Below are 17,148 nucleotides of genomic sequence, written 5' to 3' on the forward strand. Positions count from 1 at the left end.
CAAATTGGAAAACTTAATTCTACAGGTAAGCGATGAAGATGGCTACATCCGCACACCCTGCCTTTTTTCCTGTTGTTGTTCTTTGCCTTGGTTTTGACCTTTGTCGTGCGCTAATTCGGCAGAGGGTTTTTCAAACTGTTCACGCTTTTGACGGCTGCCCTTTTCATTAAAAAAGTCCAGTTTACCATACCGTGGTACTGCTTCGGCCAGTACTTTCATATCCTTGTTCTCCGGCCCTTTAACGGTAAGCTCCACCCGGTCACCCTGTTTCATGGCATTCATGATGGCTTCCTTTTTGGCCGGATCAGACAGTTCTTTGATCTGATATTGATTGAGGGTCTTTTCCAGGTCGAACCCAAAAGAAGGATCATAGAATTGTTTGAATTTATGGTTGCCGAAATCATCCTTCTTCTGATCAAAGTCCAGTCTGATCCAGGCTTTGTAAGGTTCTCCGTCCCGGGTAAGCATGTTGTCTCGATGAACGGTGCGGTTTTGTACCAGGTTGGCCGCCTGCCGGGCACTGAAGCCTTGTCCCTCCTTGATGTAAAAGGTTTGTTTGACCGCGGGGCTGAAGTAAGCAGGCCGGAACTGTTTGTCAATGAAATTGACGGTTCCTTTTTCCTTGCTGGCCAATAGCTGTTTGCTGTCAGCACTTTCACCCATCGCCAGTTCACTGGTCCCTTTCTCTTTTTTGAAGAAATCAATGGCTTCGTTCGGGTTATCGAAGGTTTTAACCAGTGGCTTCTGTTTGTCTTTCTCATTTTCGGAGATGACCATATACTGTTGGCCGGGCACGGTAGGCGGCACTTTGCCTGCCGTGACCTCATATTTATTCAAGGTATAGAAATCCGATTGGTTGGATTTCCGGAAGTGGAGGGTCATGTCCACCAGCCCCTTATCACCCGGAAACTGATCATTCAGGGTGAAGTGGCCCAGTAAGGGCTTCATGTGTTTTTCAAGCTCATCCGCGACTTTGGGATTAAAGCCCAGGTCTTTAAGCTCTTTTTTGAGGTCATCCAGGTTATTCAAATTCATGGTCCGTAAGATTTGTGGGGTGGTCACCCCGGTAAATGATTCAGTTATCTGTATGTTGGGCATGACGATACCCAGGTCTTTGATGATGGTTCTGATAGCCTCCGCCAAAGGCATTGCCTTTGTAAACTCCCAGTGAGCGGCCGGCGTGATGTCATCCCTGAGCAGCCGCGCCTCATAGCCGGTCAGTTCCATCCGGCTGCCATTAAAGCGGTAATCCAGGCGGAAGGCCAGATTCCCGAAGGAAAAGTGCCCGCCGGCAAAGAGGCTTTGACGGTAGTCGCCGCGCAGGTTCAGTTCAGCCATCCGGCGTAAGCCGCGTTCCAGTTCCACCGGGTCAAAGCCGAGTTTAGCCGCGTCCTGTACCGCATCGCGTATACTGTGGGGATACATGGCCAGGAGACAATTATTTTCCGGGCTGGTTATTCCGCAGCAATAACGGGTAACCTGCTTGAAGCTTCACCTTGATGCGTTTGATCTTCTTGCTGAACAAGCTCTTTGCGGTAGCGATGCCGGCCCCGGCCGCCTGCGTGGCCAGGGTCTGATCCATGGGCATAAAAGTCATGCTTTGCAGGGCGTTGCTGCTGCCGGTACCTGCCGCTTCAGCCAGCTCGGCTTCCGGTGCGTCGATGCCGGCGAGGCCGTCCAGCGAAAAAACGGTCAGGTCAACCGGGATAATGGCGTTACCGATGCGGATATTTTTGATGTTCAGCAGTAGGCGCTGGTTGACCAGGGTACAATTGCCAAAAAGCGCCTGACCTTTATCCAGCAGGAGCCCGCTCAGGCGCATGGTATCCTGTAAGCGCAGTCTGACGATGCCGCCTTGTACTACCTTTTGATCGCCGTCGATGGCGGCGGGAACGGCTTTAAATAAAGTATCCGGCATCGATGGCGGTAACTCCTGTTTGAACTTTTCCCGGGCCAAATCAGGATTCTGAATGGCTTGGATCTTGTCCAGCATTTCGGAAAGCTGCTGCAGCTCCGGATCTTCGGTCCTGTTATCCTGAACCGATCGGATCATCTTTTCCAGTTTTTCGGCTTCAGGACTGCTTGCTGAGGCAAGAACCGGGCGGGCCACCGGTTTGGCTACAGGCTCGGGCTGGTCCAGCTGCTGCCTGATCTGCGTAAGTTTCCTGCTGATCTGTACTTCATCAGCAGATGCGGAAGGGATCTTGTCGGTGGCCGGACGAAGGGTATCTACAGCCAAACTACCGGAGACCGGGTCATCACTCCTATGCTGTGCCCTTGCCGAATCCCGGGCCGCCTGGTCATACAAGCTGAATTTATCCTGCGGTTTGTCGTCTTTAAACTGCGCTTCCGGCAATTCGGTATTGATCCCTTTGCCGGAGGCAAGCTGATCCGAGGCTTTATCTTGACCACCTCTCAAGGCCCAAAAGCCAAGTGTTAAAAAGGGTAAGATCAGTATAGGAAGTGCCAGGAAGAACTTTTTTTGTTTTTCGAGCTGTTCAGTTGAATGCATTTTCATGTAAAATCATTTAAGGTGAGTGAATAGTAAGATCAATGGCAAGCCTGGATCAGGAGCCAGACACTGCTCCCGCCAAAGAGCAGGCAGATCAGCAAAAGCAGGATCAGTTTAGAGGCCCGGTTCCAGTGCTGCGTTTTCCGGTCCAAATAAAGGGCTACCTGCTTTTGCCTGCGCTCCAGGGTTTGTTCCAGGTAAGAGATCATCCGGTTGGGTCTTGCCGGGCCGGATCGCTGATGTCCTGTCTTCATCTTAATGGGTGCTGGTTTTAAGGTCTTTGTTCTCCAGGGTCTCCCAATTTTGGATCAGGAAGCCATGCGGGTTATTGTCCGAGCGGGACACGTTGCGTAAATAACCTTGCGTGACCAGGCTGCGCGTCACGGTGGAGGTCGCACGGATCAGTTGCTCGGTGGCAAAGCACTTGAAATAATAGGGATAGCGATCCATGTCCAGGGACACGCTGTCCACTTCGATCTGCTGGCTGATGTTGCCGGAGACCAAACCAGCAAAATAGCCGGATTCTTTCAGGTTATTATAAGCGGTCCTGGCCGAACCGTCGGCCAGATAAAGGGCTTTGGTGATATTGGCCTGAATGACTTTTTCATCCGGATCAAGGGTGAAAAAGTGTTGGTGAAACATTTTGATATGGTCCCGGATCTCGACGGGAACGTTATCCCGGCGGTCTGCGGCAAATGCCTCCAGTGCCTTGCCGTTGGCTAAGATGTAAATGTGGTTGCGGTCACGCGCTGAACTCCGGTAACTCTGGTAGATCGCAAAGCAGGAGATCAGCAGGCAGGCCAAAATGAGCAGGTAACTGAATAGTTTGATATGCTTAAAAGCGGTATCGATATTTTTGAGTTGTGTGAACATAGGTTTTCTGATTAGGTGTTTCCGGATAATTTGTCTTGCTGATAGGTGCTGGCACCGCTGCTGCGGTAGCCCTCCATGAAGTGCCCCGGTGCATTGACCATATTTTGGGCCCCTTCCGCCATTCTGGATCCTACTGCGGAAGCAGCCGAAGCGCCGGTGCTGATCACGGTACTGGTCGTACCCGCGCTGATCACATTCACGCGTTGCAGCATCCCGTTACCGCCATGGGCATGGACGATAAAGTTGGCAACCGTCGGCACAGAGAAATAGCCTACGATGCCAATGATCAGGAAGATCAGATAAGCGGTGTCGGTGGAACTGAAATAGGTGTCGCCCTGGCTTTGGATCTGCGAGATGTCCAGACGGATCATGTTTTCCTGTACCTTGCCAATGATGCTGCCGAATATATTGGCGACCGGCAGCCACATGAAAATATTGACATAACGGGCCAGCCACTGGCTCAGGCTGTGCTGGAAACCGTCGAAGACGGCTAGCCCAAACACCAGGGGCCCCAGGATGGCCAGCACGATCAGAAAAAAAGTACGAATGGTGTTGATACACAGGGAAGCGGCCGCATACAACACCTCCAGCACCTGGGATAACCACTGCTTGATACTGTTCCGGAAATCATAGTTCTGCTTGGCGAGCCAGAACTTCACGTCATTGCCGATGCCGTCCAAAAAGCCTTCGTTCTCCCGGTCCGGATCATCCGGATGCGTGTATTTATACCATTTGTCCTGATCACCATTCCCATTTTCGCCAACATACATCTGGTAGGCGGAGGATTGCTTGATGGCAGCTTCTTTCTGTTTCAATAAGGCGGCGATAGCGGTATTGCTGTTTTGCACCATATGGCCCGTGGCGCTGACGACCGGTTGTAATATGCCATTCATCAGGCTCAGCACGCCTGGGAAAAGCATAATCGCTATGCCCAGGGCAAAAGGGCGGAGCAGCGGGTAAAATTCCAGCGGCTCTGCGTTGGCGATCTGTCGCCAGACCCGGGATGCGATAAACCAAAGGGCGGCAAACCCGGCGATCCCTCTTGCCGCCCCGATGAGTTGGCTGCAAAGGGGGATCATCTGGCTGTAGACTGTATCCAGCACGGGCTGCATGCCTTTCAAGTCGTCGGCCAGGCCCTCGGCACTGCATATCGCGGGAAAGAGGAGTGCAAAACCAAAGCCTCCCAGCGCCCTGAATGCCAAGCGTCTGACTCGTATAAATCTTTTTACTTTTTTCATGGTTGAAACAGTTTTTTCAGGTGATCGATGTCATTTTGTTCGTTTTGTCGCTGCATCTGCAGCAGGCTGGTCCGCCGGTTGAAGCTCCGGAGAAATTGCAGCTGGTCATGGGTGTCCGCATACAGGCGATCAATGGCCCGGAGGCGTTCGTCATCACTCATCCGGAGCTTGGAGGCGGTTACCACATCAGCCAGTTCATTCAGATTACGCAGGGCCGCTTTGGTCAGACCGGCATAGACCTGCGTCAGGTAATCCAGCTCCGCAGCGTTGAACCTGCCACTGCCGGCAAACCGGCTTTTGGCCTTTTTATATTCCGAGAGGATACTGGCCTGGTCAGCGAGGAGATCCGCCACCCTTGCATATTTCCTGATCTCGGGGTTGACCTGCAGGAGCCCGTCCAGGAAGACCTGGTGCAAACTGAAATTGCCCTGCGTCAGGTCTTTGACCTGTCCGTATCCCTCATTAAGGATCGTATAACCCCGCTGCATGTCCGACAGGATGGCTTTGAACTGGGTGAGCTTTTCCACGTTCAGCAGCAATTGCTGGATCTCCTGGGATTGGGCACGGCTCGTGTGGCGAGCCAACGTAGCCATCAGGAACAGTCCTAAATATTTAAGGTATGGCATACAGCCTCCTTTGCGCTTGAATCTCCGCTTGCTGCCCTTGCATCTGCCCTGACAGCATTTTCACCTGGTTGCCAAAAGCCAGGGTGAACGCGTATTTATCTTTCATACTGGCATAAAGCTGGTCCAGGCGTTCTATCCGTTCATCATCGGTCATTTCTGCTTTACCGGAGGTCATGACCAGTTGGAGCTGGTCGATATCCCGGCCGCATTCCTGCAACACTTTTTGCCGGACTGCGGTGATATAAACCTGGTGGCTGGCAACAGGTCCGGCGAAGGCGGTTAGCTGGTCAAATTGCCCCGGAATCGCGCTGGCATACCTGAAAATCTCCAAAGCTTTCGGATCATTTTGGATCAGTGGCTTAACTGCTTTAAGCGACGCGTAATAGGCTGCATGCAGGCTGAATTCTTTACCGGTCCAGGCACTGATGCTGCCCAGGCCCTCCTGCGAGAGCTGGTAGCCCTGCCGGACATAGCCGCCGTAGACCTGCAAAGCCACGATCTGCTGCTGCAGGTATTTAAGCTGGGTCTTTTTCTGGCTCCACCATTCGGCAAAAGTTTGGGCCTGCACGGCGGAGGAAAGGAGGATAAAAACCAGCGCTACCCCAACCCTTCCTGGAAGGGAGAGATTTTGGGATCCTTTATTCCGGTAGCCCATAATATTTTTTGAGGGTTAAAATTTCATGTTCACTTTGGGCGCGCTGCAGGCTGAGGATATAGTTCTGGTTATTGTACTGCCGGAGGTCATTGCAGTTGGTATCAATGCGGTCGGCCGCTTTGTTGATGAGCTCGATCCGCCGGGCGTCCGTCATCTGCGTTTTGAAAGCGCTGACGATGACCAGGATCTCATCCAGGTTTTTCACGCTCTCCTGCAGAATGCCGTTGTAGACCTTTTGCATAGCAGACAGTTCCGCTGCGCTGAAATGCCGGTCCTGCCGGAGCAGTCCCCAGGCCTGATGATATTCACCGATCAGTGCGGCTTGTTTTTCGGTAATGTGCCGGATCCGTTCATAATAAGCAATGAGTGATCTGACCTTCCACAATTCGGCGTAATACTGCCCGTACAGTTCTTTTTGCTTTGCTGACCAGCCGGAAATTTCCTCCAGCTTAAGCTTGGACAGTTGGTTCTCCAAGGCCTTTTGTGCATTCTGCAGCCAGATGGTTTTGTTCTGCATCCGCTGGACCTGGAGATCTACGGCTTTGATCACTTTGGTGATGGCGGCCTTGATGACCTCTGCGATCGCCAGTTGGGCATCAGCCTCTTTGGGCAGGGTCACAAACAGCGTCATCGCTGAAAGCGGTAGGATGACCATATAATTTTTCATGATGTTGATGGATTGGTTAAGGACGTTGCGTAATAGCTGTTGCGTTTTCATAAGTTTCCTTTAGCCCCCGAAAGGGGGAATGATGGTTGGTGAATAAGACGGTTGATTCGCTTCGGACCGGTCAGGACGGTTTCCCGGGTATAGCGGCCTGCCGGGCCACAATGGCGGCGATGGCTTTTTCCATACTGCCTAGCTGCTGAGCCAATTCCTGCACTTTGGCTTTTTCAGCGGCTTCGGTCGTATAGGCCCAGTACGCTTCCGGTGACACTTCCGTCCGGTACACCTTGCTGTATTGCCCACCCAGGCTGATAAAGACCTCCTTATATTTTTTGCCGGGTTCGTTCGCCTTGTTCATCGACAGGATCATCGCTTTTTCCTTTTCCGTCAGTCCGAGTAAAGCCTGTACGTCATCGAACTTGTTCTGGTATTTGCTTTGGTCGAGCAGGATCTTACAATCGGAATTGTTGACGATGGCCTGTTTGATAATGGGTGAGCTGAGAATGTCCTCGACCTCCTGGGTAACCACGACGGCCTCGCCAAAGAACTTCCGGACCGTTTTGAACAGGTAGCGGATATAATCGGCCATACCTTCCTTGGCGATCGCTTTCCATGCCTCCTCAATGAGGATCACCTTTCGCGTACTTTTCGGGAGCTTCCGCATCTTGGAAATAAATACTTCCATAATGATGATGGTCACCACGGGAAAGAGGATCTCGTGCGATTTAATGTTGTCCAGCTCGAAGACAATGAAACGCTCATTTAAGAGGTCCAGGTTCTCAGTGGCATTCAGGAGGTAGTCATATTCCCCGTTATGGTAGTAAGGGTTAAGCACATAAAGAAAATTCCCGATATCAAAATCCTTTTCGGCAACATTACCATCCTGGAGGACCTGCAGGTATTCCTGCATTAAAAAATCATAGAAGGAATTAAATCCGGGAAATAGATCCGGATGCTTGTTCAGGTGTGCGTAATACAGCGTAATGGCATTGGAAATGGCCACATACTCGGAACGGGTATAGCCCTCGTTGTCCTTTTTCCATAGCGCCAGCAGCAAGGTTTTCAGGCTTTCTTTTTTTTCAATGTCGAGCACTTCACCCTTGGAAATAAAGAACGGGTTAAACTTGATGGGGTTATCCTCACTGTAAGTGAAGTAGTAACCGCCCGCCAGTTCACAAAGTCCCTGGTAGCTGTGGCCGACATCCACGATCACGACATGGCTGTCCTGTTCATAATAGCCATTGTTTAGATGATTGGTAAAGAAGGATTTCCCGCTGCCGCTAGGTCCCAGGATCATTTTATTGCGGTTGGTGATATACCCTTTCAGCATGGGTTCATCCGAGAGGTCAGCATTCACCGGTCGACCGGTAAGCCGGTCACCCAGGCGGATGCCAAACGGGCTGGGTGAAGAACGGTAATTGGTTTCCACGTTAAGAAAACACGTCGCCTGCTCCAGGAAAGTGTCAAAGGTATCGTTGAGCGGAAAGTCTGCGGCATTGCCCGGGATGCCGGCCCACCAGATCTGGGGTGCGCCATCGCTTTCCTGCCGGGCTACGGCGTCCATCTGCGCCATGGCCGAACCCACTTTGTTGCGGATCTCCTGGGTACCTTCCGGGTGATCGGTCCAGGCCAGGACATTAAAGTGCGCTTTGACCGGCAGCCTTTGTTGGCTGATGGCTTCGTTCAAAAAGTCTGCGGTCGCATCCCGGGCGATGGCATTCTCCCGGCTGTAAGCGGACAAAGATTGCAGGCGCAGCCTTTTCTTTTCCAGCCCTTTCATCGTTCGCCGCGTGTCGCCAATAAAGATAAACTGGTTGTAGCAATGGTTGCAATCCAGTAAGAGTCCGAGCGGCGAAACAAAACCGATACTGAACTTGGTTTTGTCCGTGCTGTATTGGTCATAATTGACCCGGCTGCCGCAAAGCGAGGGCAGGTCTTCGACATCGGACAGGGTGAATAACTGGCAATGGTCGTTGCCAACGCGGATACCTTCTTTCAGATGAATATCTTTCAGCATCGGACGCTCGTTTTCCCCTTGCAGGAACAGGTATTGTTCCAGGAGCCCGGCCTTCTTTTCGGTACCGGCCAGCTCATCGTCCGTGAGGCGGTGCAGGGTAACAAAGCCGCTGTCGGACAATATCCGCTCAAAAGCCCCGGCCTTTTCCAAAAAGTCCTGAAAAACCATGGTATTGGTGGTTTGTTTCGGGACGACCGATCTGCGCATCAGGCCCGAGTAGCCGCTGCTTGCCGCTTTACGGTCATCCGGCTTTTTAGTAACCAGCATATAACAGCAATGGTCCAGGTAAGGGCGGCCCTCAAAAAAGCGTTCACTGGCTGCGCCCAGGAAGCTCCGGGCGGTATCCGGCGCGCCGTGGTACTGCGCTTTCCGGAAGACGTCCATCTGGTGATAGATGCTGTTTTGCGGTAAGATCCGGATCGCTTTGATCAGGGCATGGTGGAAGGCTTCGTAATCACTGCCGGAGCGTGTAAAGATCTCCGGCAAGTCTACCCGCCAGGCCAGGGTAATATCACCCTGCATGGACACAATACAGTCGTTCTCCACTTTATAGATGGGCAGGATCTTTTCAATGTTCACCATGATCGTGTGCTTTTAGTTGAATAAATAGTTTGCGGGAGCGAAATTTCAGGTAGACAGGTAAACTGCGCCGGGCACCTTTTTTCAGCAGCCCGTATTGCCCATAGCGGTGACTCAGCCGGAAAATAGTGACCAGCATCGCGGTAGCCAGGCCTCCGATCAAGACCAGGCAGAGGTAGGCATTGACACCGCTGATGTAGAGGATGGCATACAGGATGAGCAGGCCCACCAGACCACCGGCCAGATAGCCGATGTACTGCGCCTTTAAACCATGAAACTCGATGGGTTTGTTGATGCCCTTGTTGATATGATAAATGCTCGACATTTGGCTGCGGTTAAATACCAAAGAATGATTTAAGTACGGTCGCGACCACGACCAGGAAAATACAGGAGCCGAACCAGGCCGCAGCGACCTTGTTGGTGTCCGGCTCGCCACCGTTCCATTTGCCGAATACCTTGACGGCACCGATGATGCCGACCACGGCGCCGATGGCATACATCAGGTTACACCCGGCATCGAAGTAACCTTTGACCTTGTTGGTGGCCTCGGTAATGCCCGCGGAGCCATCCTGCCCGTAGCAGATCGAATGGATCAGGTTGCAGGTGACCAGGGCAAAGGCAAACAACAGCGTCTTTAACAGGGCCTGTTTGCGGGGACTATACGGAATGTGAAATTTCATAGTTTTTTGAGTTAATGGAATGAATAATGGATCCGGGCAGCATCAGGTCAGCTTACCATTTCCCCTTTTTAGAGAAAGGGCCGGCCTGGTAACTGTCCCGGTTGTAGATGATCGCTTCCTGTATTTCTGCAGGATCGATCTGGAAACCCAGCTCGGACAACGCTTTGTCACAGATGTCTTCGAGGACCAGCTCCAGCAGTTCACTTTCCAGTACGCGCGGGTAGAGCTCCACCTTTTTGGCCATCCTGCTGACCAGGCCCGGTCGGTCGGCAGGTTTGTGTTTTTTGATAAAATAAAAGACCAGTTTAATGTCCTCCAGCAGGTCGGCCATGTCTCCTTGCAGTAATTCATCGTTGTCGGTTCTACCACTTACCTGCACCGGTGGCGTAACTACCGCCGCATGCCGATCGGCTTCCTCTTCATCGTCCGGATCTTCATCGTCCGGAAATGCTTCAAGTTCCTCTTCCCCCGGGCCGAAGATCAGTTCCTCACTGTCTACCGTGCTTGCGCCATAGTCATCTGCCGGCCTGCCTAAAAGGCCATCGTTATGCCTAGGCTCCTGCTCGCTGGCAGGCGTTGGCTGCTGGGCCGGTGAGCGGGCAGCCGCCCGGGAAGGGTCTTTTCGGTAATAGCGGAACCAGATGATGAGGTAGTAAATGAGCAGGGCCACCGTCACCAAGAGCAGGTACTGTTGCCATGTGATTTGATGTAACATCTTTTTGCTGATTTGACCTGCCGCCCCATTGCAGCAGGATTGATAAAGCAAAATTGATAAAGGAAGGACGCCCGGCTAGCCAGTGCAGTTCACTTCCGAAACTTTACCCGTTGAGGATTAATTTTCAGCCACTTAAATACCGCACGCGGCCGTTCTTCTGCAAAAGTTCCAGGCACAGGCATGGATAGGAACAACCGGAGATCATCACTCCTCCCCGGATCTGGGCCCAACCCGGTTCGCCTTTCGTTTTCTCAGCGGCTGGAAGCCATTCAGGTCATCGATGTATTTGCGCAAGGTGTCCCGCATGCGGTCAATAAAATGCGTTTGACTGAGGATCTTCCGGTTCTTGATCTCTTCAAAGCGGCCGGTATGTTTGCTCAGATCGATATCCAGGCTTTCGCTGAGCCAATAGATGATATCGGCCAGCGAAGCATCTCCTTCATTTAACTGCCCGGAGAGCCAGATGCCGTAACCCAGTTCAACGCTGTTGATCAGTTCCCCGGTCCATTTGAGTGGTTTCCGGTTCCGGCCGGGCCGGATATAGACCGATCTTTCCGGCTTGCCGATATTCGCCAGGGCCTGGGCAATGTATTCCTGCAACATTTCATAGGCGCTGAATTTGGAAAAGAGATAATCACCGCTGGTGGCAAAGTTTTGATCGAGTTCCGGAACCTCCGGGATCAGTACGCTCTGCACGGAAACGCCCCGTACAAAATACAGCTCATCCAGTTCCCGCGCACCTAACCGGTAGTACTGGTAAAGAAAGGTATGCTGCCGGAGGTCGCGCTGAATAAAGCGCAGTTCGTCCAGGTAATAAGCCCGCAGCTGTTCTTCGTCTCCTACGGGCGCACCGGTAACGAGATGATACCGCATGATTTCGAAAAGATAAGGCCCATAAAATTGTGGTTTGACCACCTTGAAGAAATGGATCTCGTCTTTCCGATCCGGAAAGGGGTGTTTATCCAGGTGATCAAAAATCCGTGACAGGGCTTTGCGGATACACCGTAAAGCCAGGGTCATTCGCTGTAAAGGTTCAGTTTGTTCCCTGGCGATCCGGGCCAGTTCATCTTCCATGCGCAGGAGTTCCTGCCGGGCATACGATGGTAGCATAATCCAATGAGCTTAACGTAAATACAGCGCTGCCTGCAACGACGGTTGCAGTACCAACAGGGCGGTTATCCAATGGCCATTTCAGTGGAAGGAAGATGATGGCTTCCTGCCTGGATCAACGCCACCGATACATAAAACCGCAGGAACGAAAGTCATCATACCAGCCGGTCCGATCAAAGAGGGCATTGATCTTTGCAAAGGTTGGAACCGGATGCGCTGAGTGTCAAGTGCCTGTTCCTGGGAAAATCGAGGCACCTTTAGAAATAGGAAAATCGCAATCCGGTCAGCCCTAACGGGCTGATCACACTAAAGTCATTTGGAGGGGACACTGGCTTCCGTTATATTTGATGAGCATAAAACTTGATGTCTATTATTCCCCTTTTTATGAGAGCAACCCTGACCCGGGAAGAACTGTTATTGCTAAGAACCCCTGTCGGGGACCTTCCGGCTTCCAGGAAATTACGCAGGGGATGTGCGCAAATGGGATTTCGTACGCTGCAGGAGATCATGGAATTAGGCTGGGGCAAACTGATCCACCAAAAGGGATTCACCTACCGGTGGATGAATGAACTTACGGCGTTGCTGGAGCAGTACCAGCTCCTCCATCTGTTACAGGCTAATCCATCGGCGGATTATCGTTGATCCAGCGCACTGCGTTCAAAAATACCTCTTTGACCTTTTCTGCGGTTGCGTGCTTGGGGTTGTTATACTTATTCTTCACGCTCCCCGGGGAAAAGCCTTGCTGTCCGTCTGTTTCCACATGCTTGGCGACATAATCGAAATAAACGACCTTTTTCCGGTGGACAAAAAAGCCGATCTCGATCAGTACACGAAAAAAGTAAATCACTTGTTCCATCGTGGCAGCAGCGTGCAGAAAGAAGGGCGTAAAAAGCATGTTCTCCCACTTCTTATAAGTGATCCGGGATTGAATACGGAGTTTCTTCTTGAGCGTCGCAGCCTCCTCTTCCAGGGCTTTGGCCAAAATATAGCCCAGAGATTCGGTTCCTTGTTCGTAGCCATAGTGAATGTTAATTGGAATGGAACGCAGGTCGCGGAGCTTTTCAGCCACCCGGACCAGTTCCTCCTGATAAAATTCCACCTCGGCATCGTTGGTCTGCAGCATCCGGGTATAATAACAGATCACCGGGAAATAATTGAAATTCAGGTGGACCAGTTCCGGGAAGAGCCGCGCCCGGAGTTCGTCACCGGAATAAGCCTGAGCGAGGGCATGAAGCGACTGTACCCAATGAAGCTGGTAATCCAGCTCCCGGCTGTTATGCACCGGACGGTAGACCGGCCTGGATAAGACATCAAGGTAATCCGCGATGAGACGGAGGAGTGCGCGGTCCTCGCCGGCGCTGGTCAGTGCCCGGAGAATTTTAAAAGCCATTTTCCTGTTTTCCGCTATAAAGGACGCTTTCAGGGCAAGGGGCACTTTCAGCTGGTCATTAAAAGCAACCCCATACAGTTCCTGCAACGACCGGTAAATATAATTCAGGGCAGCAAGCAAGGTCTGTAAGACCAGGTGTTCCGGATGACGTTCAGCGGAATCCGGCAGGAGCGCGTAATACCGGTCCGAAAGCTTACTGAGCTCGGTTTGGAGATATTCGATATGCTCGGATCGCCGGCCTGGGTCACCATGGAAGCTATAGATCGTTTCCCGGATAGTTTGAATGATACGATCTTGTTCTGCGGTGAACAACTCCAGCACATATTCTGACCAGTCCGGATCGACCGACGCGGGTAAGTCGCCGAGCAGTCGGGCTAACAAGTGCTCCAGGGGTTCCAATGTTTTCATCGTGATCGGTTATCCGGCGTGCCGCCGTGATCTGGCCGCATCGAAGGCCCATTGCAAGATCTGACGGATCGTTCTGATGATCTCCGCCCGGTCTTTCTCCGAACGTATGTCGATCCCACATTGTGTGCTATAGTTCGTCCGGGCATGTAGCACCAGGTAATAAACGCCTGACACCAGCAGGGCGGCGACTGCTTTAAAATTGATACCCGACCCTTCAAAATAGGGGTCGGTCTGCTGGAAGAAATCCTTGGCCAGGAGTTCCCGTATTTTGCCAATATCATCCATGAGGGAACATTTTTCGGTGATCTCCCACAAAATGAGCTGCTGCATTTCTTCTTCCTGATAAAAGTAATCGAACTGTTTTTCCAGGACAAAGACCAGCATTTCGATCAGCCCGCTTTTCTTTCGGATACTTTCCAGCATGACCGTCATCTCGGCTTTAGAGGCCATCCAGTAATCTTTTTCGACGATGTATTTGGCAATAAGGGAGTCTACAGTGCTGAAATACTTAAAGATCAGGCTGGTGGTCACCTCTGCCTCCCGGGCAATCGCGCGGGCGGATAAGCCTTTATAACCTTTCTTTTTTAAAATGACACCAACGGCATCGATCAGTTTACGCTCCGTCAGCGGCCGGTTATTAGTCCTGCGGGAGGCGCGTTTATTTCCGGATTGCATAGCTGCGTTATTTTAATGTTCACTTCTTGATCTGTTGGGTAGGGCAATGCCGATCTGCTGGTCTACCCGGGCGAAGGCCTGCAAGGTCCGGTCCAGTTGTTCCCGGGTATGCGTGGCCATGACGCTCATCCTGATCCGGGCATCTTTCCTGGAAACGGCCGGGTAGATGATCGGATTGGTATAAATGCCCTGTTCCAGTAACAGTAATCCGGCTTCACCCGTTTTTTTCGGGTCACCGATCTTCACGGGGATGATCGCAGATTCGGTCGTACCGATATCCATGCCCATATCCAGTAAGCCCTGCCGGAAGTAACGGATGTTATCCCAGAGCCGATCCATCCACTGGGGCTCCTCATCGAGCAGGCGGATCGACTCCAGCACTGCGGCAATATCTGCGGGGGTGCCGGCGGCGGAAAAGAGATGCTGACGGGACTGGAACTTGAGCAGGCGGATGAGCGCCGGCTTGCCAATGACATAGCCACCGATACTGGCGAAGGTCTTACTAAAAGTGCCGGTGATCAGGTCTACTTCGTCCAGCAGGTCATACAACTCCAGCACTCCCCGGCCTGTTTTACCGATCACACCGATCCCATGCGCGTCATCAACGGCCAGGTAAGCACCGTACTGTTTCGTTAGGTTTAGAATTTGATCCAGCGGGGCCATATCACCGTCCTGGGAATACACGCCATCGATCACGACCATTTTGTTGCGATAGGCATGCTGCGCATTCTTCAATACCTGCGCTAACCGGTCAAGGTCATTATGCGGAAAGGTTTTGACATTGGTAAGCAGTCCGCCTTCCTGGACGCTGGCATGTACGCCCATGTCATAGATCGCGATATCCTCCTTTTTCAGCAGGCACTGGATGGTGGCGCTGTTGGAAGTATAACCGGTGGTATATAAAATGGAAGCGTCCTGATCCCGTCTGAAGAACCGGGCGATTGCTTCTTCGAGTTGCTGGTGAAAGCGGAAATGTCCACCGATGGCCGGAGACGCGCCCGAACCTGTGCCATATTGTTCGATCGCCGCCATGGCGGCTTGCCGGACACGGGGATGTTGGGTAAACCCCAGATAGTCGTTGGAGACCAGGCCGACAAGTGGCTGCGGACTGGATTGACCGGGTAGCAGGACCTGTATTTCAGGGCCGCAGCCGGAGGTACAGACCATGCGGTAATTGAGGTGCCCGCGTTGATCCAGGAAGTTCAGGTAGTTGTTAAAGATCTCGGCCCTTGCATACATGTTGTAGCCTTCAATGTTCTCAAAATCCTTGAAGCTGGCCTTTTCAAAGTTAATATTCATTGTACCGGATAAGTGTTTTAGTGCTTACCCTTAAATTTAAGGTACCATTTTTCAAAAAGCGGTCACTTTTGCGTATTATTTAATACCAAATTAATCTTTTGTTAATATTTAAATTTTTGTTAACCCGGGGCTTGCAGCCGCGATTATAGCCTGCCATAATTGCAATTTTATATTCGATTGAACCCTTTATTTTTCGAAATTTTCAAAAATCCTTATCGCTTTACATTTAAGTGTCTTTTATTATTGCGAGAATGACACTTGACCAATCGATACATAACTAATTCATTTGCCCCAGAACATTGAATTTGAGCAGTTTTCCGAAAAAATATTGATTAAAAACTGCAAAAAAGACCTGATAGACGTCAGATTTAGAGACCAGGGTTGTAAAAACTGTGAAATTATGCGGCGGGCGATACCCATAGCCGAAGTCATGACTTATCCCGGTGAACAGGGTGTTGATTAGATTTTTTGATCATGTGAATGTTTGAAAGGAACGATCATCCGGTCAAATCCAGGCTGAACTCCTGTACTCATCACGCAGCTGGACAGGAACAATAAGACCAATAATTAACAGCGTTATGGAACCACCAATAGCCATACATCTTCCAGTGAATGTCAGAGCGCAGATCAAACGGGTGAAATATCGACCCGGATTGGGTGCTTATCCCGTTCCGCACGCCGTATGCGAGTTGATTCCTTACCCGGATGCACCTATGGTGAGTCAGCAGTTCAGCCATGTCGGATTTTACCTGCAGTTACTGGAGATCAAAGCCGCTGCAGAGATCTACATTAAATTTGATGTACTTTACCCGGCAACCTTTCTGACATTCATGTTCAAGGGGGCCATCGATTTTTATGATGAAGGGGACCACCGGATCTCCCAGGCTATGGCCGGCACCTTCTATCTTTCTTATAACGGAGTCGTGAGTTATGAAGCCAGGTTGAAAAAGGGACTGCACCAGTTGCTGATCGTTACCTTTTCAGAAAAAGCGCTCTTGCCGGCAAAAGCGGACTTCCCTCAGTTTGATGAATTGCTGCGGTGCCTGGTAGCGGGGCGCAAGGCACCGCTGATCTTGCCTTATTGTCTAATCGGGCAAACGGTCCGGAATTACCTGGACCGGATGCTTCATTACACTGCCGAAGATGCTTTAGAGCGGGGCGCAGGTATTTTGGTTTTGCTGACCAAGTGCCTGAAATTTTATCACAAGCTGCTGGAGAACAACCATTATATCATCACCCACCTGGAAGAAGCGGACGCCCGCAGGCTCCTGGACTTCCTGCAAGCGAATTATCACACCGAGTCAGTTAACCGGCTATCGTCGATGGCGGAGGCGCTGCAATTGACCGGTTGGCAGGTCAGAAAATTAGCGAAAAAATATTTGGACAAACCGGTTCACCAATTGGTGATCGAGCTCCGGATGAATAGAGCAGCCACGCTGTTAAAAGAGACGACTACCCCTATCCGGAGCATTGCCTTAATGGTCGGCTATGATAACGAAGCTTACTTTTCCACGGCGTTCAACAAGTTCTATCATACCAATCCCACGACCTATCGAAAAGCCGTTAAATGATCAACCAGGTGATCCGGGGCTCCCGGGCAAGCGGACTCCAAAGTTCATCTACTTTTTGCGCATTGTCATCTAACCGGTTTCCATTTACTCCGAAACTGTAAATGATTGGACGTCCGGCGACCGAACTTTACCTCAG

General features: G+C 51.3%; 19 protein-coding genes. 4 read left to right on the top strand and 15 right to left on the bottom strand.

Going from position 1 to position 17,148, the window contains the following annotated elements:
- Positions 1-42: 42 nt before the first annotated feature.
- Positions 43-1,425 (bottom strand): hypothetical protein, encoded by a 1,383-nt coding sequence (locus tag ABDD94_RS03060; protein ID WP_345954631.1) that lies wholly within the window; start codon positions 1,423-1,425, stop codon positions 43-45.
- A gap of 13 nt (positions 1,426-1,438) precedes the next feature.
- A complete protein-coding gene (gene traM / locus ABDD94_RS03065; protein WP_345954632.1) occupies positions 1,439-2,518 on the bottom strand; it encodes a conjugative transposon protein TraM in 1,080 nt (359 codons plus the stop codon).
- A gap of 35 nt (positions 2,519-2,553) precedes the next feature.
- On the opposite strand from traM, the gene ABDD94_RS03070 reads away from it, so the two are divergent.
- Positions 2,554-2,787, top strand: coding sequence for a hypothetical protein (locus tag ABDD94_RS03070; RefSeq protein ID WP_345954633.1), 234 nt, complete (start codon positions 2,554-2,556; stop codon positions 2,785-2,787).
- On the opposite strand, the gene traK is transcribed toward ABDD94_RS03070, so the two are convergent.
- The 10 genes from traK to ABDD94_RS03120 all read right to left on the bottom strand — a co-directional run bounded on the left by traK (position 2,768) and on the right by ABDD94_RS03120 (position 11,633).
- Positions 2,768-3,385, bottom strand: coding sequence for a conjugative transposon protein TraK (gene traK / locus ABDD94_RS03075; protein ID WP_345954634.1), 618 nt, complete (start codon positions 3,383-3,385; stop codon positions 2,768-2,770). The genes ABDD94_RS03070 and traK overlap by 20 nt on opposite strands.
- Before the next feature lie 11 nt (positions 3,386-3,396).
- Positions 3,397-4,623, bottom strand: a complete 1,227-nt coding sequence (gene traJ, locus ABDD94_RS03080) for a conjugative transposon protein TraJ (protein ID WP_345954635.1) — start codon at positions 4,621-4,623, stop codon at positions 3,397-3,399.
- Positions 4,620-5,249: a TerB family tellurite resistance protein gene (locus ABDD94_RS03085; protein ID WP_345954636.1), complete on the bottom strand. Its 630-nt coding sequence runs from the start codon at positions 5,247-5,249 to the stop codon at positions 4,620-4,622. Before ABDD94_RS03085 ends, traJ begins: the two co-directional genes overlap by 4 nt.
- A complete protein-coding gene (locus ABDD94_RS03090; protein ID WP_345954637.1) occupies positions 5,236-5,904 on the bottom strand; it encodes a hypothetical protein in 669 nt (222 codons plus the stop codon). Before ABDD94_RS03090 ends, ABDD94_RS03085 begins: the two co-directional genes overlap by 14 nt.
- The gene (locus ABDD94_RS03095) at positions 5,888-6,622 is read right to left on the bottom strand and encodes a conjugal transfer protein TraI (protein ID WP_345954638.1); all 735 of its coding nucleotides are present in this window, start codon (positions 6,620-6,622) and stop codon (positions 5,888-5,890) included. Before ABDD94_RS03095 ends, ABDD94_RS03090 begins: the two co-directional genes overlap by 17 nt.
- A gap of 70 nt (positions 6,623-6,692) precedes the next feature.
- The gene (locus ABDD94_RS03100) at positions 6,693-9,167 is read right to left on the bottom strand and encodes a TraG family conjugative transposon ATPase (protein ID WP_345954639.1); all 2,475 of its coding nucleotides are present in this window, start codon (positions 9,165-9,167) and stop codon (positions 6,693-6,695) included.
- Entirely contained in the window at positions 9,154-9,489 is a 336-nt protein-coding gene (locus ABDD94_RS03105) for a DUF4133 domain-containing protein (RefSeq protein ID WP_345954640.1), read from the bottom strand. Before ABDD94_RS03105 ends, ABDD94_RS03100 begins: the two co-directional genes overlap by 14 nt.
- Before the next feature lie 10 nt (positions 9,490-9,499).
- Positions 9,500-9,844, bottom strand: a complete 345-nt coding sequence (locus ABDD94_RS03110; protein ID WP_345954641.1) for a DUF4134 domain-containing protein — start codon at positions 9,842-9,844, stop codon at positions 9,500-9,502.
- Positions 9,845-9,896: 52 nt separating this feature from the next.
- On the bottom strand, positions 9,897-10,559 hold the full coding sequence (locus tag ABDD94_RS03115; RefSeq protein ID WP_345954642.1) for a hypothetical protein: 663 nt from the start codon (positions 10,557-10,559) through the stop codon (positions 9,897-9,899).
- A 204-nt stretch (positions 10,560-10,763) separates the two neighbouring features.
- Positions 10,764-11,633 (bottom strand): RteC domain-containing protein, encoded by an 870-nt coding sequence (locus ABDD94_RS03120; protein ID WP_345954643.1) that lies wholly within the window; start codon positions 11,631-11,633, stop codon positions 10,764-10,766.
- 516 nt (positions 11,634-12,149) lie between these two features.
- On the opposite strand from ABDD94_RS03120, the gene ABDD94_RS03125 reads away from it, so the two are divergent.
- The gene (locus ABDD94_RS03125) at positions 12,150-12,311 is read left to right on the top strand and encodes a hypothetical protein (protein ID WP_345954644.1); all 162 of its coding nucleotides are present in this window, start codon (positions 12,150-12,152) and stop codon (positions 12,309-12,311) included.
- On the opposite strand, the gene ABDD94_RS03130 is transcribed toward ABDD94_RS03125, so the two are convergent.
- Genes ABDD94_RS03130 through ABDD94_RS03140 form a run of 3 tightly spaced genes read right to left on the bottom strand, consistent with a single transcriptional unit; the run spans position 12,286 to position 15,441 of the window.
- A complete protein-coding gene (locus ABDD94_RS03130; protein ID WP_345954645.1) occupies positions 12,286-13,467 on the bottom strand; it encodes a hypothetical protein in 1,182 nt (393 codons plus the stop codon). The two genes, ABDD94_RS03125 and ABDD94_RS03130, sit on opposite strands and share 26 nt — an antisense overlap.
- A 9-nt stretch (positions 13,468-13,476) precedes the next feature.
- Positions 13,477-14,142: a TetR/AcrR family transcriptional regulator gene (locus ABDD94_RS03135; protein ID WP_345954646.1), complete on the bottom strand. Its 666-nt coding sequence runs from the start codon at positions 14,140-14,142 to the stop codon at positions 13,477-13,479.
- Between the two features lie 12 nt (positions 14,143-14,154).
- Positions 14,155-15,441: an aminotransferase class I/II-fold pyridoxal phosphate-dependent enzyme gene (locus ABDD94_RS03140; RefSeq protein WP_345954647.1), complete on the bottom strand. Its 1,287-nt coding sequence runs from the start codon at positions 15,439-15,441 to the stop codon at positions 14,155-14,157.
- A 286-nt stretch (positions 15,442-15,727) separates the two neighbouring features.
- Here ABDD94_RS03140 and ABDD94_RS03145 point away from each other — a divergent pair, with 286 nt between their 5' ends.
- Both ABDD94_RS03145 and ABDD94_RS03150 read left to right on the top strand, forming a co-directional pair.
- Positions 15,728-15,904: a hypothetical protein gene (locus tag ABDD94_RS03145; protein WP_345954648.1), complete on the top strand. Its 177-nt coding sequence runs from the start codon at positions 15,728-15,730 to the stop codon at positions 15,902-15,904.
- 115 nt (positions 15,905-16,019) lie between these two features.
- Positions 16,020-17,012 carry a helix-turn-helix transcriptional regulator gene (locus ABDD94_RS03150; protein WP_345954649.1) on the top strand — a complete coding sequence of 331 codons (993 nt, stop codon included), beginning with the start codon at positions 16,020-16,022 and terminating at the stop codon, positions 17,010-17,012.
- Positions 17,013-17,148 lie beyond the last annotated feature (136 nt).

The organism is Mucilaginibacter sp. PAMB04168 (assembly GCF_039634365.2).
GTDB lineage: Bacteria > Bacteroidota > Bacteroidia > Sphingobacteriales > Sphingobacteriaceae > Mucilaginibacter.

What these genes read in the sequence shown, in the direction of transcription:
- ABDD94_RS03105 (WP_345954640.1), bottom strand. Translation starts at nt 9,489, where the DNA reads ATGTCGAGCATTTATCATATCAACAAGGGCATCAACAAACCCATCGAG.
- ABDD94_RS03150 (WP_345954649.1), top strand. Translation starts at nt 16,020, where the DNA reads ATGGAACCACCAATAGCCATACATCTTCCAGTGAATGTCAGAGCGCAG.
- ABDD94_RS03060 (WP_345954631.1), bottom strand. Translation starts at nt 1,425, where the DNA reads ATGTATCCCCACAGTATACGCGATGCGGTACAGGACGCGGCTAAACTC.
- ABDD94_RS03115 (WP_345954642.1), bottom strand. Translation starts at nt 10,559, where the DNA reads ATGTTACATCAAATCACATGGCAACAGTACCTGCTCTTGGTGACGGTG.
- ABDD94_RS03125 (WP_345954644.1), top strand. Translation starts at nt 12,150, where the DNA reads ATGGGATTTCGTACGCTGCAGGAGATCATGGAATTAGGCTGGGGCAAA.
- traK (WP_345954634.1), bottom strand. Translation starts at nt 3,385, where the DNA reads ATGTTCACACAACTCAAAAATATCGATACCGCTTTTAAGCATATCAAA.
- ABDD94_RS03090 (WP_345954637.1), bottom strand. Translation starts at nt 5,904, where the DNA reads ATGGGCTACCGGAATAAAGGATCCCAAAATCTCTCCCTTCCAGGAAGG.
- traJ (WP_345954635.1), bottom strand. Translation starts at nt 4,623, where the DNA reads ATGAAAAAAGTAAAAAGATTTATACGAGTCAGACGCTTGGCATTCAGG.
- ABDD94_RS03110 (WP_345954641.1), bottom strand. Translation starts at nt 9,844, where the DNA reads ATGAAATTTCACATTCCGTATAGTCCCCGCAAACAGGCCCTGTTAAAG.
- ABDD94_RS03085 (WP_345954636.1), bottom strand. Translation starts at nt 5,249, where the DNA reads ATGCCATACCTTAAATATTTAGGACTGTTCCTGATGGCTACGTTGGCT.
- ABDD94_RS03120 (WP_345954643.1), bottom strand. Translation starts at nt 11,633, where the DNA reads ATGGAAGATGAACTGGCCCGGATCGCCAGGGAACAAACTGAACCTTTA.
- ABDD94_RS03140 (WP_345954647.1), bottom strand. Translation starts at nt 15,441, where the DNA reads ATGAATATTAACTTTGAAAAGGCCAGCTTCAAGGATTTTGAGAACATT.
- ABDD94_RS03070 (WP_345954633.1), top strand. Translation starts at nt 2,554, where the DNA reads ATGGCAAGCCTGGATCAGGAGCCAGACACTGCTCCCGCCAAAGAGCAG.
- ABDD94_RS03095 (WP_345954638.1), bottom strand. Translation starts at nt 6,622, where the DNA reads ATGAAAACGCAACAGCTATTACGCAACGTCCTTAACCAATCCATCAAC.
- ABDD94_RS03100 (WP_345954639.1), bottom strand. Translation starts at nt 9,167, where the DNA reads ATGGTGAACATTGAAAAGATCCTGCCCATCTATAAAGTGGAGAACGAC.
- ABDD94_RS03135 (WP_345954646.1), bottom strand. Translation starts at nt 14,142, where the DNA reads ATGCAATCCGGAAATAAACGCGCCTCCCGCAGGACTAATAACCGGCCG.
- traM (WP_345954632.1), bottom strand. Translation starts at nt 2,518, where the DNA reads ATGAAAATGCATTCAACTGAACAGCTCGAAAAACAAAAAAAGTTCTTC.
- ABDD94_RS03130 (WP_345954645.1), bottom strand. Translation starts at nt 13,467, where the DNA reads ATGAAAACATTGGAACCCCTGGAGCACTTGTTAGCCCGACTGCTCGGC.